Source organism: Mixta sp. BE291, from assembly GCF_031457955.1.
Classification (GTDB): domain Bacteria; phylum Pseudomonadota; class Gammaproteobacteria; order Enterobacterales; family Enterobacteriaceae; genus Mixta.
Map to the genome: position 1 here is coordinate 113747 of NZ_JAVDXN010000004.1, position 12873 is coordinate 126619.

13 protein-coding genes are annotated in these 12873 nt (G+C 55.7%); 6 read left to right on the plus strand and 7 right to left on the minus strand.

All coding sequences use genetic code 11. The features are described from left to right. Positions 1–42 precede the first annotated feature (42 nt). The 5 genes from ghrB to J2X14_RS10685 all read right to left on the minus strand — a co-directional run bounded on the left by ghrB (position 43) and on the right by J2X14_RS10685 (position 5379). Positions 43–1017 (minus strand): glyoxylate/hydroxypyruvate reductase GhrB, encoded by a 975-nt coding sequence (gene ghrB / locus J2X14_RS10665; protein WP_352411194.1) that lies wholly within the window; start codon positions 1015–1017, stop codon positions 43–45. A gap of 82 nt (positions 1018–1099) precedes the next feature. Next, complete coding sequence (locus J2X14_RS10670; RefSeq protein ID WP_352411195.1) at positions 1100–2386, minus strand: MFS transporter; 1287 nt, start codon at positions 2384–2386, stop codon at positions 1100–1102. Between the two features lie 84 nt (positions 2387–2470). Next, a complete protein-coding gene (locus tag J2X14_RS10675) occupies positions 2471–3430 on the minus strand; it encodes a sugar kinase (RefSeq protein WP_352411196.1) in 960 nt (319 codons plus the stop codon). 3 nt (positions 3431–3433) lie between these two features. After that, positions 3434–4159: a sugar phosphate isomerase/epimerase family protein gene (locus J2X14_RS10680; RefSeq protein ID WP_352411197.1), complete on the minus strand. Its 726-nt coding sequence runs from the start codon at positions 4157–4159 to the stop codon at positions 3434–3436. Between the two features lie 194 nt (positions 4160–4353). After that, positions 4354–5379, minus strand: coding sequence for a LacI family DNA-binding transcriptional regulator (locus J2X14_RS10685; protein WP_352411198.1), 1026 nt, complete (start codon positions 5377–5379; stop codon positions 4354–4356). A gap of 141 nt (positions 5380–5520) precedes the next feature. Between J2X14_RS10685 and J2X14_RS10690 the strand changes: the two genes are divergently transcribed. After that, entirely contained in the window at positions 5521–6741 is a 1221-nt protein-coding gene (locus J2X14_RS10690) for an MFS transporter (protein WP_352411199.1), read from the plus strand. 133 nt (positions 6742–6874) lie between these two features. On the opposite strand, the gene J2X14_RS10695 is transcribed toward J2X14_RS10690, so the two are convergent. Continuing rightward, entirely contained in the window at positions 6875–7537 is a 663-nt protein-coding gene (locus J2X14_RS10695; RefSeq protein ID WP_352411200.1) for an OmpA family lipoprotein, read from the minus strand. A 107-nt stretch (positions 7538–7644) separates the two neighbouring features. Continuing rightward, the gene (locus J2X14_RS10700; RefSeq protein WP_352411201.1) at positions 7645–8211 is read right to left on the minus strand and encodes a DNA-3-methyladenine glycosylase I; all 567 of its coding nucleotides are present in this window, start codon (positions 8209–8211) and stop codon (positions 7645–7647) included. A 137-nt stretch (positions 8212–8348) separates the two neighbouring features. Here J2X14_RS10700 and J2X14_RS10705 point away from each other — a divergent pair, with 137 nt between their 5' ends. The 5 genes from J2X14_RS10705 (at position 8349) to J2X14_RS10725 (ending at position 12731) form a co-directional block, all read left to right on the plus strand. Then, on the plus strand, positions 8349–8996 hold the full coding sequence (locus tag J2X14_RS10705) for a hypothetical protein (protein WP_352411202.1): 648 nt from the start codon (positions 8349–8351) through the stop codon (positions 8994–8996). A 101-nt stretch (positions 8997–9097) separates the two neighbouring features. Then, on the plus strand, positions 9098–9640 hold the full coding sequence (gene dnaT / locus J2X14_RS10710; protein WP_352411203.1) for a primosomal protein DnaT: 543 nt from the start codon (positions 9098–9100) through the stop codon (positions 9638–9640). Next, positions 9640–10380: a replicative helicase loader DnaC gene (dnaC, locus tag J2X14_RS10715; protein WP_352411204.1), complete on the plus strand. Its 741-nt coding sequence runs from the start codon at positions 9640–9642 to the stop codon at positions 10378–10380. Before dnaT ends, dnaC begins: the two co-directional genes overlap by 1 nt. Before the next feature lie 204 nt (positions 10381–10584). Beyond that, positions 10585–11820, plus strand: coding sequence for an MFS transporter (locus tag J2X14_RS10720; RefSeq protein ID WP_352411205.1), 1236 nt, complete (start codon positions 10585–10587; stop codon positions 11818–11820). Then, positions 11820–12731 carry a bestrophin family protein gene (locus J2X14_RS10725; protein ID WP_352411206.1) on the plus strand — a complete coding sequence of 304 codons (912 nt, stop codon included), beginning with the start codon at positions 11820–11822 and terminating at the stop codon, positions 12729–12731. The genes J2X14_RS10720 and J2X14_RS10725 overlap by 1 nt, the downstream gene beginning before the upstream one ends. The last annotated feature ends 142 nt before the right edge of the window (positions 12732–12873 follow it).

Sequence of the window (12873 nt, forward strand, 5' to 3'; positions counted from 1 at the left end):
CGATAACGGGGCTATCGCCGCAGTGCGGCGATAGCCAGCTGCTTAGCGCAGCGCCTGCGGATTAACGCAGTTCTTTTCTACCTTACCCGCCAGCGCGGCAATCAGGTTTTCTACCGCATCGCGCGCCATGCCGTAACGCGTTTCATGGGTCGCAGAGCCAATATGCGGTAACGCCACAACGTTAGGCAGCTTCAGCAATTCTGAATCAACCGGCAGCGGCTCCTGTTCAAACACATCCAGCCCGGCGGCATGAATGGTTTTATCTTTCAGCGCCGCAATCAGCGCCTGCTCGTCCACTACCGGGCCGCGACCTGCATTGATTAAAACGGCGCTCGGCTTCATTTTTGCCAGCTGCTCGCGTCCGATCATATGGTGCGTTTGCTCTGTAAGTGGCAGGCTAATACACAGGAAATCAGATTCCTGTAATAGCGTATCGAGATCGCAATATTGCGCGTTAAAGCGCGTTTCCGCTTCTTCGTGATGCTTACGCGCGTTATACAGAATTGGCATGCCGAAACCGTGATGGGCGCGCTGCGCCAGCGCCAGGCCGATACGGCCCATGCCAAGAATGCCCATCTTTTTATGATGGACGTCGATACCAAACCAGTCCGGACCAATGCTGCGCTGCCATTCTCCCGCTTTAACCCGCTCAGCAACTTCCACTACGCGGCGGGCGCTGCTTAATACCAGCGCCATCATGGTATCGGCCACGGTTTCAGTCAGCACGGTCGGCGTATGCATCAGCACGATACCGCGTTGACTCATCGCATCAACATCAAAATTGTCATAGCCCACAGAAATGGTTGAAGCGGCACGCAGCTTTGGCATTTTTTCCAGCAGCGCCTCATCCACTTTGCAGCTGGAACCGATGATCCCTTCCGCACGTGCCAGGCTATCCGCATGTTCTGCCACGCTTTCCGCCGTCAAACCTTTCAGGGTCGTAACGCTAAAATGCGCATCAAGGCGGGCACGTAAGTCATCAGGCAAAGATTTGTACAACACCACTTCAGGCTTCATATCAGGCTCCATCCGCCTGTCAGGCGGTAAAACGAAAGGATAAATTTGTGGCCGGGCGAACCCGGCCTTTACGCACGGTTAATCAGGCATGCCTGGCCGTGCGTCCGGGCGAGGGGGGCTGCTTGTTCTCCGCTGGTTTCACAATCAGCGTCAGGAAAACCGCAACCAGCAGCGCCGCGCCCATAAAGATATAGGAGGCTGCCGGGCTGCCGGTCGCTCCGTTAAGGTAGCCGACGATCCAGGAACCCACAAACGAGCCGAGCGCGCCCATGCTGTTGATTAACGCCATTGCGCCACCCGCCACGTTACGCGGCAGCATTTCAGGAATAATCGCGAAGAAAGGGCCATACGGCGCATACATTGCCGCACCGGCAATCACCAGCAGGCTATAGGAGAGCCAGAAGTTGCTGGAACCCACCAGCCAGGAACCGAGAAACGCCAGCGCGCCGATCAGCAACAGAGGCCAGACGAACAGCTTACGATTTTGCATGCGATCAGAGGCCCAGGAAACCACGATCATCGCAATAGTCGCCGCCAGATAAGGCACAGCAGAGAGCCAGCCCGCTTCAACCATACCCATTTCGTTGCCGTCACGTAAAATCGACGGCAGCCACAGAACAAAACCATACACGCCGATGCTCCAGGCGAAATACTGGATACAGAGAATAATCACGTTACGCGATTTGAACGCCTCACGGTAGTTGCGCACCGCCTTGATGCCTTCCTGCTCTTTACGCAGCTGTTCCTGCAGCGCATGTTTTTCCTCTGCGCTCAGCCAGCGCGCCTGCGAAGGTTTATCCTGCACGAGGAACCACCAGCACACCGCCCAGATAATCGCCGGGAACCCTTCGATAATAAACATTTCGCGCCAGCCAAACGCGTTAATCAGATAGCCGGAAACCACCGACATCCACAGTACGGTTACCGGGTTACCTAAAATCAAAAAGGTGTTGGCGCGTGAACGTTCCGATTTAGTAAACCAGTTGCTGATATAGATCAGCATCGCGGGCATCACCGCTGCCTCTACTACCCCCAGCACGAAGCGGATCGCCGCCAGCATAGGGATATTGCTCACCATGCCGGTCAGCGAGGCGCAAATGCCCCACAGTACCAGGCACCAGAACACCAGCTTTTTCACGCTGCGACGTTCGGCATACACCGCTCCGGGGATTTGAAAGAAAAAGTAACCCAGGAAAAATAGCGCGCCCAGCAGAGACGACATGCCTTTAGTAATGCCTAAATCTTCATTGATGCCGGCCGCCGAGGCGAAACTAAAGTTTGCGCGGTCGAGATACGCCAGGCTGTAAGTGATAAAGATGATGGGAATGATATACCACCAACGTTTTGGCGCGATTGTATGCTTGTTCATGAGCTTATCCTCTGTTGAGGGCGCATATTCTGATGGTGAGGCCATCGATATGCATCGTTATCAAGATGCGTAGGGTATTGTCGCTCAGTAGTCGCCCAGCTCGGCACGCGTCGGCAAGCCTTCGCTATCGCCAATTGCCTGTATAGCCAGTGAGCCAATCTTATTGCCGCGTCGGATCGCCTGCGGCAGCGGCTTGCCTTCCAGCAGCGCGCTGATCACGCCAACGGCAAAACCATCGCCTGCGCCGACGGTATCCACAACGTTATCGACGCGGATCGCTGCAACCTGACCTTTATCGCCCGTCGCGGTTTTATACCAGGCACCATCACAGCCGGTTTTAATAATCACCGCCTTAACGCCTTTATCGAGGTAAAAGTCCGCGATCGCTTCTGGCTGACGATAACCGGTGAGAATAAAACCCTCCTTCTCGCCCGGCAGCACCCAATCGGCATAACTGGCTAATTGATTAAGCTGTTTCGCCATTTCCTGTTCGCTCGGCCACAGCACCGGACGCAGATTCGGGTCAAAGGAGAGGGTTTTGCCCATCGCCCGCATCTCCTGCGCCGTATGGTTCAACAGCGCAAGTGAGCTGGCGGAGAGCGCTGCCGCCACGCCGCTGAGATGCAGATGGCGGGCCGCACCAAAATAGTCGCGGTTAAAATCTTCTACGGAAAGATGGCTGGCGGCGGAGCCTTTGCGGAAATATTCCACCGTGGGGTCGGAGCCATCCTCAACTTTTGATTTCAACTGAAAACCGGTGGGATAACGCTTATCGGTAAGCACGCGCTGATGATCGACGCCCTCTTTCTCCAGCTGCTGATGGACGAAACGACCAAAGGCGTCATCGCCCACGCGGCTTACCCAGCCCACTTTCAGGCCGAGCCGCGCCAGGCCGATAGCGACATTAAGCTCCGCGCCAGCAATGCGTTTGGTAAAGGTTTCCGCCGCGGCCAGATCGCCGGTTTCTCTGGCGACGAACATCGCCATGGCTTCACCGATGGTCACCACATCCAGCGCGTCTTGCGGTTGGCTTTGGTTAATCATGTTTTACTCCTCACGCAGCAGGTCAACGTAATGGCGCGTCACGGCCGTCAGATCATCGCCCTGCAGCGGGAATTCAATACCGCGTGGCACGCTGTTGGGCAGCAGTTTTAACAACGCACGCCAGCTATTATCGGCATCGTCGAGCGCAATGGCGCGCCAGCTGTTGCCATGAGGAACAGCGGCTTTCACATGAATATAGCTGACATAATCAGCCAGGCGATGCGCAGCGGCAGCGGCATCCTCGCCGGTCCACAGCCAGTTACCGATATCAAAAGTCATGCCGAAAGCAGCCTGTTGCTCGGCAAAGAAGGCGGCAATAATCGCCAGCTTGCCATAATCGGTTTGATCGTTTTCTACTACCAGGCGGATTCCGTGCGTATCCAGCGAGATTGCTGCGCCTGACTGCCACGGACCCAGCGACAGCTTCAGCCGCTGAGCATGCAGCTGTTTCGCCTCCAGCAGATAGCGATCCAGCTGCGGATTCACCGCGCCATCCTCAGCAAAAAGCGCATCGGGAACCGAATAGAAGGCTTTCAGCTGATGCTGCGCAATGGCTTGCGCCAGCTGTGGCAAACTTTCCAGCTCAGATTCCGTCAGCAGCTCACGACGAATTTCTACGCCGTCGGCGCCTGCGTCAGCAATGATCGGTAATAACGCCCGCTGACCACCCAGCTCGGCAACGTTTTGCTGTCCGTACGCAGCGGTTACGACAATAATTTCTGGTTTCATCTTTTCCTCCGGGGGCTACAGCATTGGAACCCGCATAAAGAAAAGCTAATTGGAACCGGTTCCAAAGCAAAGTTGGAAAGTACGAATTTATGATCGCGTTCACGATGTAAGCTATTTTGTTCCAGGGATTGTCTGATTTGCCGTCATTGGACGGCTGCCCGACGCAACGGACGTTGGTCGGGCAGGGAAGGGAATCAATGTAAAGGACGGCTGGAACCGCGAATCACCAACTCGCCGCGAAAGGTTTTTTCTTCAATGGGCGCAGCTTCGCCCTCAATACGGCGGATAACCTGCTCCAGCGCCGCATAGCCAATCTGCCAGGTGGGCTGCTTTAAGGTAGTAATGCCGTCGCCTGCCAGCTCCGCCCACTCCAGTTCGTCGAAGCCAAGCAAACCGATTTGTTGACCCCAGTTAAGACCCAGACGACGCATGGAGCGTGCCACCTGTAGCGTCAGCGCGCCGTTGGCCACCATCAGTGCCGCAGGCCGCTGGGCGTGGCGCTGGTAAAAATCGCTGATGATGCGATCCATCATGCCGACGTCACTGAGCGCCACTTCCGCATTTTCACTGATGATATTTTCCTGATGGAGGCAGGCTTCATGAAATGCGTGCAGGCGCTCTCGTCGGGTATTGACCATGCCAAGCGGCTCACTGAGAAACAGCAACGCCCGGTAGCCGTTCTTCACTAAATGCTCGGTCGCCTCGGTGGCGGCCTGACGATTATCCAGTCCCACCATATCACAGGAAAAATCAGGGATTTTACGGTCAATCAGCACCATCGGCAGCAGCGATTGCTGTAGCCGGTTCAGCGCCTCTTCTTGCATGCCAACGGCATTGACCACGATACCTTCTACCTGATAGCTGCTTAACAGCTGCAGATAGTGTTGCTCCTGATCGATTTCATTATTGGTGTTACACACCAGCAGCGTAAAGCCCTGGGCGCGGCAGGCCGCTTCAATGCCGCACAGCACATCGACTGAATAGGGATTGGTGATATCGGCGATAATCAGGCCGATCAGGCGCGTGCGTCCGCGTTTCAGGCCGCGCGCCATTTGATTAGGACGGTAATTCAGCGCGGCGATCGCCTGCTCAATACGATTGAGCAGATCCGGTGAGAGCGCATGCTGCTCGCCGTTAAGGTAACGGGAAACGCTGGTTTTGCCGGTCTTCGCCACTCTGGCAACATCGCTGATGGTGGCGCGTATAGCCTTTTGCTTCATCTCTTTCTTCACTCCACGAATTCGATGAGAGACTAACACAGCCAGGGTTTTGCCGTTAGCATAGTGATAGCGGAGCAGCCTGTGCCTCCGCTATCCATAAACAATAAACAACAAATAATCCGAATACGGTGATAACGACTCATGTCCCATAATTCAACTGTCAGCAAGGAACATCCGCAGCAGGATCAGAATAATACGCATAATTTTCTGGTCTCGATTGTCGGAGCGGTGGCGATTTCGCACGCCTGCAACGATATGGTTCAGGCGACGCTGCCCGCCATTTACCCCCTACTCAAAGAGAGCTACGCCCTGAGCTATACCCAGATTGGGCTGATTGCGCTGGTCTATCAGATTACCGCTTCTCTGCTGCAGCCCTGGGTAGGGCTGTTTACCGATAAGCGCCCGATGCCGTTGCTGTTGCCGGTGGGAATGGCGGTAACCCTGGCGGGTGTCGGCCTGATGTCGATCGCCAGCTCCTATACCCTGTTGTTGATCTCTTCTGCGCTGATTGGTGTTGGGTCATCCACCTTCCATCCGGAGGCGTCGCGCGTGGCACGTATGGCATCCGGTGGACGATTCGGTACCGCGCAATCCTGCTTTCAGGTAGGCGGCAACGCCGGAACGGCATTTGGACCGCTGCTGGCGGCGCTATTGATTATCCCACACGGGCAGGTGTCTGTGGCCTGGCTGATGCTGATTGCGCTGCTGGCTATTGTCGTGCTGTCGAAGGTCAGCGCCTGGTCGGTTTCCCACGGCCATGCGTTGATGCAGAAACAGGCCGCATCCGGGCCGCTGTTGCCGCGCAAACGCATTGCACTGGCGCTGGGCGTGGTGGGCGTGCTGCTGTTCGCCAAGTTCACTTATATCGCCTCGATCAGCAATTATTATACTTTTTACCTGGTGCAGCGCTTTCAGCTGCCGCTTGAGCAGGCGCAGTTTTGCCTGTTCGCTTTTCTCATCTCAGTGGCGGTAGGGACCTTTGCTGGCGGGCCGGTGGGCGACCGCATCGGTCGTAAATCGGTGATCTGGATATCCTTTCTCGGCGTGATTCCTTTTGCTCTGATGCTGCCGCACGTTGATCTTTTCTGGACGATCGCCTTCTCCGTGATTATCGGCATTATTCTTTCTTCGGCGTTTGCTGCGCTGGTGGTTTACGCACAGGAGGTGCTGCCAGGTCGAACGGGGATGGTGTCCGGGATTATGTTCGGCACCATGTTTGGCGTGGGCGGCATTGCCGCTGCTGCGTTGGGCAAATTTGCCGATCTGTATGGCATTACCGCTGTTTATCAGGCCTGCGCGTATCTTCCTTTGCTGGGACTGGCAACGCTGCTGATGCCGGAAACGCGAACGGCGCGGCGATGAAACATCATCAATAACGCGAAAACGGGTGTGGGCGCAGTGAGCCGTTAGCGCAAAGGTGAGAAAGGGCGCGAAAACGCCCTGTAATAGCGAAAAATCACTGCCCGGCGCAACCGGGCAGTGATTTGATGTGATGTTATGACAGCGGACTAAGCGTGATCTCCACGCGGCGGTTCTGCGCTTTGCCTTCTTCCGTGCTGTTGGAGGCAATCGGGCTATCTGGTCCCATGCCGCCGGTACGCAGGCGGTTGCTGGCAACGCCCTGCAGAATCAGCGCGCTGGCGACGCTGTCGGCACGCTGCTGAGACAGACGCATATTCAGCGCGCGTGTGCCGGTGCTGTCGGTAAAGCCCACCACGTTCACGGCGGTTTTCGGATACTCTTTCAGTACCATCGCTACGCCAGTCAGCGTTTGCGCGCCTGCCGGTTTCAGCGTGCTGCTGCTGCTGTCGAAGGTAACGTTATTCGGCATATTCAGGATAATGTTGTCACCGTTACGCGTGACGCTAACGCCGGTCCCGCGCATTTTTTCACGCAGTTTGGCTTCCTGCACATCCATGTAGTAACCCAGGCCGCCGCCCAGCGCCGCGCCGGAAGCTGCGCCGATCAGTGCGCCCTTGCCGCGATCTTTCTTCGACGACGAAAGCACGCCGACGCCTGCGCCAACCAGTGCGCCGACACCTGCGCCAATCCCCGACTTACCAGCCTGAGATTCACCGCTGTAAGGGTTAGTGGTACAGCCAGAAAGGGCAATGGTGCCGCTTAACAGCAGCGACAAGGCAACAATATTTTTTTTCATCTTTATATCCTTTAAAAACCAAACAACAAGCGTACCCGCTTTAAGCGGCCATTATGCCGTGTATCACCGCAGAAGATATCCAGGAATTTCCTCAGATTTGTAACCATTCAGCGTAGCTGATTATTGGGATGGCGAAAGCAGCCGGTAAGGTGGTCATTAACCAGCCCGCAGGCCTGCATAAAGGCGTAACAAATGGTCGCGCCAGCGAATTTAAAACCACGCTTTTTCAACGCCTTCGATAGCGCGAGAGACGCTGGCGTCTGAGCAGGAATTGCCGCGCCCTCGGTGAAATGATTGATCTGCGGTTGGTGGCCGACAAACGACCAGATAAAGCGTGAAAAATCTTCACCATTTTCCTGCATCAATAGGTAAGCGCGCGCGTTGGCGACAATGGCATTCAGTTTGGCGCGATGACGGATCAGGCCGCTGTCCTGCATCAGGCGATCAATATCGCTCTCATTCATCTGCGCGACGGCCACGGGATCGAACTGATAAAAGGCGGCGCGATAGTTTTCCCGCTTTTTCAGCACGGTGATCCACGACAGTCCCGCCTGCTGGCCTTCCAGGCAAAGCATTTCAAACAGCCGCGTACTTTGGGTTTGCGCAATGCCCCATTCACTGTCGTGATAGGTTAGATAAAGCGGATCGTTTGAAACCCAGCCACATCGTTGCATCTTTTCTCTCCTTGCGGGTCAGGCTGACTAAGATACCGATCCTGGCACGCCGTAGCGCAGTTTTAACGCATGAAATGAGAAATATGGTGAGTTCGCACGCATATAATCGGCGCGCTAAACTTTTTCAGGGAAATTTCATGTCCGACAATATAAAAACGATTACGGTAAAACTTGCTGCCTTTGTTGGCTGCGCCCTCTTTCTGGCGCTAATGATGGGGTTGATTTTTATTGATGTACACTGGATGAACAACGCGCTGCATGAAACGTCGTTCACCGAAGTCTTTCAGGAGATCGAGCTGGGCGCGATCGCGCTGATGTTCTTTGCCCAGGCGTACCGGCAGGTAAATCTGCGCTACAGCCTGCTGCTGATTGGCGGTTTTTTTACCTGCATGCTGATCCGTGAAATGGATTTTCTGTTTGACCGCGTCCATCACGGTGCCTGGGTCTGGTTCGCGCTGGCGGTGACGCTTATCTGCCTGTGGCGCGCGGCACGGCATCTTCCTGCAACGCTCTCCGGACTGGTGAATTTTCTGCGTCATCCCAGCTGGAACATGATGGCGGCGGGCCTGCTGACCATTTTAATTTTCTCTCGTCTGTTTGGCATGCATGAGCTGTGGGAAACGCTGATGCTCGACGGCTATAACCGCACGGTGAAAAATATGGCGGAAGAGGGCACCGAACTGCTGGGATACAGTTTTTGTCTGCTTGCCAGCCTGCGCTATCTTTGGGATCTCTGCCGCCTGAAACCGGAAAAAACCGGCATCGCCTGGCAGTCTCAGTACTAAGCAACAGGCGATTCCAGGCGCTAAACTTGATAGAATAGCGCCTGTTTTGGCTGCGGTAGCAGCCCGTGACGTTTTGCCTGCAACAGAATCCGGAAATTACCATGTCTGTCAAAATCTTAACCTCAACTGTCATTGGTCTCGACGCGTTTCGCCAGGATCCGATCGGCGCGCTTTCCGCGGCGAATGCCGGTGCGGTTGCCGTGTTCGATAATAATGCGCCAGTGCTGTATGCGGTAACGCCTGACCGGCTGGCACAGCTTCTGGAGCTGGAGGCGGCGGCACGCCAGCCGCAGAGCGATGTAACGCTGGATGAACAGCTCTATAATGATGCGCTGACGCAGCCGGTCTCGGTGCCGATGGGTAAATTTATGATGTATCCGGGCTGGCGACCGGACGCCGATTTTCAGCGTCAGGCCGCCATTTGGGGCATTGCGCTAAGCGGGCCGGTGACCCCAGCCGAGCTGGCCGCCTTCACCACCTGGTGGCAGGCGGACGGACGCGCGTTTCATCATATGCAGTGGCAGCAAAAGCTGGCGCGTAGCGTCCAGCAGAGCCGGGCGGTTAACGGCAGCAGAGCGCAGCGCGATATCAATCAGTTGCCTGAGCCCGATCACACCATCCCTGATGGCTTCCGAGGTGAATAATGAAAACGCCCGCTGAGTTATTTAACCGTCTGCATCGCATGATGCCGGCCCACATCAAGCCGAAGTTCCAGAATGGCGAAGAGCTGCTGGCCTGGAATCAGCAGCAGGGCCTTCAGCGCTCGGAGGCGATTGCGCGTGAAAACCGGGCGATGCGCATGCAGCGAATTCTTGGCCGCTCCGGTATCCGCGAGCTGCATATGAACTGCTCGTTTGATAACTATCGCGTGGAAAACGAAGGGCAGCGCAAAGCGTTGGAGCAGGCGCGCCGCTATGCCGATGAGTTCGATCACAGCATCGCCAGCTTTGTCTTTTCCGGCCGTCCCGGCACCGGTAAAAATCATCTGGCGGCGGCGATTGGCAACCATTTGATCCTGCGCGGCAAAAGCGTGCTGATCGTCACTGTTGCCGACCTGATGTCGATCATTAAAGGCACGTTCAGCGGCGACAGCGGTCGTACGGAAGAGCATCTGCTGCACGATTTCAGTACCGTGGATCTACTGGTTATCGATGAAATCGGTATGCAAACGGAATCACGCTATGAAAAAGTGATTATCAACCAGATTGTCGATCGGCGCTCCTCCTCGAAACGCCCGACCGGTATGCTGACCAACCTCGATCATGGCAATATGGTTAAGCTGCTGGGCGAGCGCGTGATGGATCGTATGCGTCTGGGTCAAAGCCTGTGGGTGAATTTCAGCTGGGATAGCCATCGCGGACGCATTACCGGCAACGAATACTGATTTTGGCGCCTGGGCAGAAATTGCGCAGGCGTTTTTCATTTCTTCCGCGTTGCCTGCTTTTCGTCAAGTATTGTAAACCAGCCCATCACCTGTCAGGCTACCGCTTCGTCTGCGCCCGGCGTCTGCGCCTGAAGTAATATCGCCGGAATGCTTTGCGGCGCTCTCGTCCGTGTCGTCTGTTTCATGATAGTAACTGGGATGATTATGGCTTCACCTGCTGAATCGCGGGCGGAATCGCTGTTGCAGCACCGCTCGTTTGTTGCGTTCTGGCTGGCGCGCACCTGCTCCAGCTTCGGTTTCCAAATGCTGTCGATCATTGTTGGCTGGCAAATTTACGCCATCACCGGCAAAGCTTTCTATCTCGGTTTAATCGGGCTGGTGCAGTTTTTGCCCTCGGTGACGCTGGCGCTGTGGGCGGGCCATATTGCTGACCAGCGCGATCGCCGCCGTATCGTCTTCTTTTCCCAACTGGTTGAATGGCTGGCGATTGTGGCGTTAACGCTGTTAACCCTACTGCATCACAGCGAGGTCTGGACCATTCTGGCGCTGGTGTTTGTGCTGTCGGTGGCGAAAGTTATGGAAGCGCCTGCGATGCAGTCAATGCTGCCCGCGCTGGTGCCGCCGCGTCTGCTGGCCAGGGCGACGGCCGCCAGCGCCGTGGGCGGTCAGGCGGCAATGATTATGGGCCCGGCGCTGGGCGGTTTGCTGTATGTGGCAGGCGCATCGGTGGTTTACATGGCTACCGGCCTGCTCTATTTAATCTCAATTGTTATGGTCAGCCGTTTGCGCTACGAACAGGCTCCGCCGCCGCGTACGCCTGCCACGCTCTCTACCCTGTTTGCTGGCGTACGCTTTATTCGTGAGCGGCCCGATGTGCTGGGCGTTATCTCGCTGGATCTTTTTGCCGTACTGCTGGGCGGCGCGACCGCGCTGTTGCCTATTTATGCGCATGATATCTTGCATACCGGCCCGCTTGGGTTAGGGCTGCTGCGTGCCGCGCCTGCGGTTGGCGCGCTGCTGGTCGGATTCTGGCTCAGCCGTCACTCGCTGGAGCGTCACGTTGGCATGATTATGTTTATCTGTGTGGCGGGCTTTGGCGCGGCGACGCTGGTTTTCGCGCTCTCCAGCTGGTTTTGGCTCTCGATGCTGGCGCTGTTCGCTACCGGCGGCTTCGATATGGTCAGCATGGTGATTCGTGGTGCGCTGGTGCAGCTCGATACGCCAGATGAGATGCGCGGACGCGTAAATGCGGTGAATTCGATATTTATCAATACCTCTAACCAGCTGGGCGAATTTGAATCGGGCATGCTGGCCGCCTGGCTTGGCGTGGTGCCCGCTGCGGCAATTGGCGGTATCGGTACGCTGGTGGTTGTGGGTTTATGGATGCGCTGGTTCCCCACGCTGCGCCGTCGTCAACGTCTTGAAAATGAGGCAGTTTAATGATTGTTCGTCCTTATCAGCATTGGTTTTTCCGTCTGTTTGTCTGGCATGGTTCGGTGCTGCCGGATATTTTGTTCCGGCTGAGCCTGAACCTGATAATGTCCGTTATCGCTGTTATCTGCTTTCACTGGTATGAGCGTATCGGTCTACATTTAACCACCGCGCCTTTTAGCCTGTTGGGCATCGCTATCGCTATCTTTCTCGGTTTTCGCAATAACGCCAGCTATGCACGTTATACCGAGGCGCGCCAGCTGTGGGGGGCGCTGCTGATTACCCAACGATCTCTGCTGCGTCAGGTAAAGAGCGTGTTAAACGATGAGCAGCAAATTCTGCTGTTCAGCCAGTTGCTGATCGCTTTTGCCTGGAGCATGAAGCATCAACTGCGCCATACCAGCCCGCAGGCTGATTTACGCCGCCTGTTGCCTGAGCCTTATTTATCGCAGGTAGAAGCCAGCCCACAACCCACTAACCGGTTGCTGTTGTGTATGGGCCACTGGCTGGGCGAACAGCGTCGCGCCGGACATCTCAGCGATCTGCTTTACACCAGTATCGATGCGAATCTCAACCGACTGTCGGACGTGCTGGGCGGCTGCGATCGTATCGCCAATACGCCGATTCCTTTTGCCTATACGCTGATTCTTCATCGCACGGTTTACCTTTTTTGTACGCTGTTGCCGTTTGCGCTGGTGGCCGATCTACATTATCTGACGCCGCTGGTTTCGGTGTTTATCTCCTACACCTTCTTGTCGCTGGAATCGCTGGCGGAAGAGCTGGAAGATCCCTTTGGCAGCTCAGCGAACGATCTACCGCTTAGCGCCCTGTGTAACGGTATTGAAATTATTTTGTGTGAAATGCTCGACCGGCCGGGGCCGGAAAAAATGCGCCCGGATCTTAACTGCGTGCTGACCTGATCTGGCCGGGCCGTTGGTTATCTCGCCGACGGCCCGTGCAACCAGGCCTCATCAACAGCCAGGCGGATTGCCATCTTTGCTGATAACAGCATAATTGTTCAGCGAAATAATTAAACTGAGTTAACGATATCGCCTGCCAGCC

What these genes read in the sequence shown, in the direction of transcription:
- J2X14_RS10680 (WP_352411197.1), bottom strand. Translation starts at nt 4,159, where the DNA reads ATGAAACCAGAAATTATTGTCGTAACCGCTGCGTACGGACAGCAAAAC.
- dnaT (WP_352411203.1), top strand. Translation starts at nt 9,098, where the DNA reads ATGTCTGTCAAAATCTTAACCTCAACTGTCATTGGTCTCGACGCGTTT.
- J2X14_RS10670 (WP_352411195.1), bottom strand. Translation starts at nt 2,386, where the DNA reads ATGAACAAGCATACAATCGCGCCAAAACGTTGGTGGTATATCATTCCC.
- J2X14_RS10725 (WP_352411206.1), top strand. Translation starts at nt 11,820, where the DNA reads ATGATTGTTCGTCCTTATCAGCATTGGTTTTTCCGTCTGTTTGTCTGG.
- ghrB (WP_352411194.1), bottom strand. Translation starts at nt 1,017, where the DNA reads ATGAAGCCTGAAGTGGTGTTGTACAAATCTTTGCCTGATGACTTACGT.
- J2X14_RS10705 (WP_352411202.1), top strand. Translation starts at nt 8,349, where the DNA reads ATGTCCGACAATATAAAAACGATTACGGTAAAACTTGCTGCCTTTGTT.
- J2X14_RS10690 (WP_352411199.1), top strand. Translation starts at nt 5,521, where the DNA reads ATGTCCCATAATTCAACTGTCAGCAAGGAACATCCGCAGCAGGATCAG.
- dnaC (WP_352411204.1), top strand. Translation starts at nt 9,640, where the DNA reads ATGAAAACGCCCGCTGAGTTATTTAACCGTCTGCATCGCATGATGCCG.
- J2X14_RS10720 (WP_352411205.1), top strand. Translation starts at nt 10,585, where the DNA reads ATGGCTTCACCTGCTGAATCGCGGGCGGAATCGCTGTTGCAGCACCGC.
- J2X14_RS10685 (WP_352411198.1), bottom strand. Translation starts at nt 5,379, where the DNA reads ATGAAGCAAAAGGCTATACGCGCCACCATCAGCGATGTTGCCAGAGTG.
- J2X14_RS10700 (WP_352411201.1), bottom strand. Translation starts at nt 8,211, where the DNA reads ATGCAACGATGTGGCTGGGTTTCAAACGATCCGCTTTATCTAACCTAT.
- J2X14_RS10675 (WP_352411196.1), bottom strand. Translation starts at nt 3,430, where the DNA reads ATGATTAACCAAAGCCAACCGCAAGACGCGCTGGATGTGGTGACCATC.
- J2X14_RS10695 (WP_352411200.1), bottom strand. Translation starts at nt 7,537, where the DNA reads ATGAAAAAAAATATTGTTGCCTTGTCGCTGCTGTTAAGCGGCACCATT.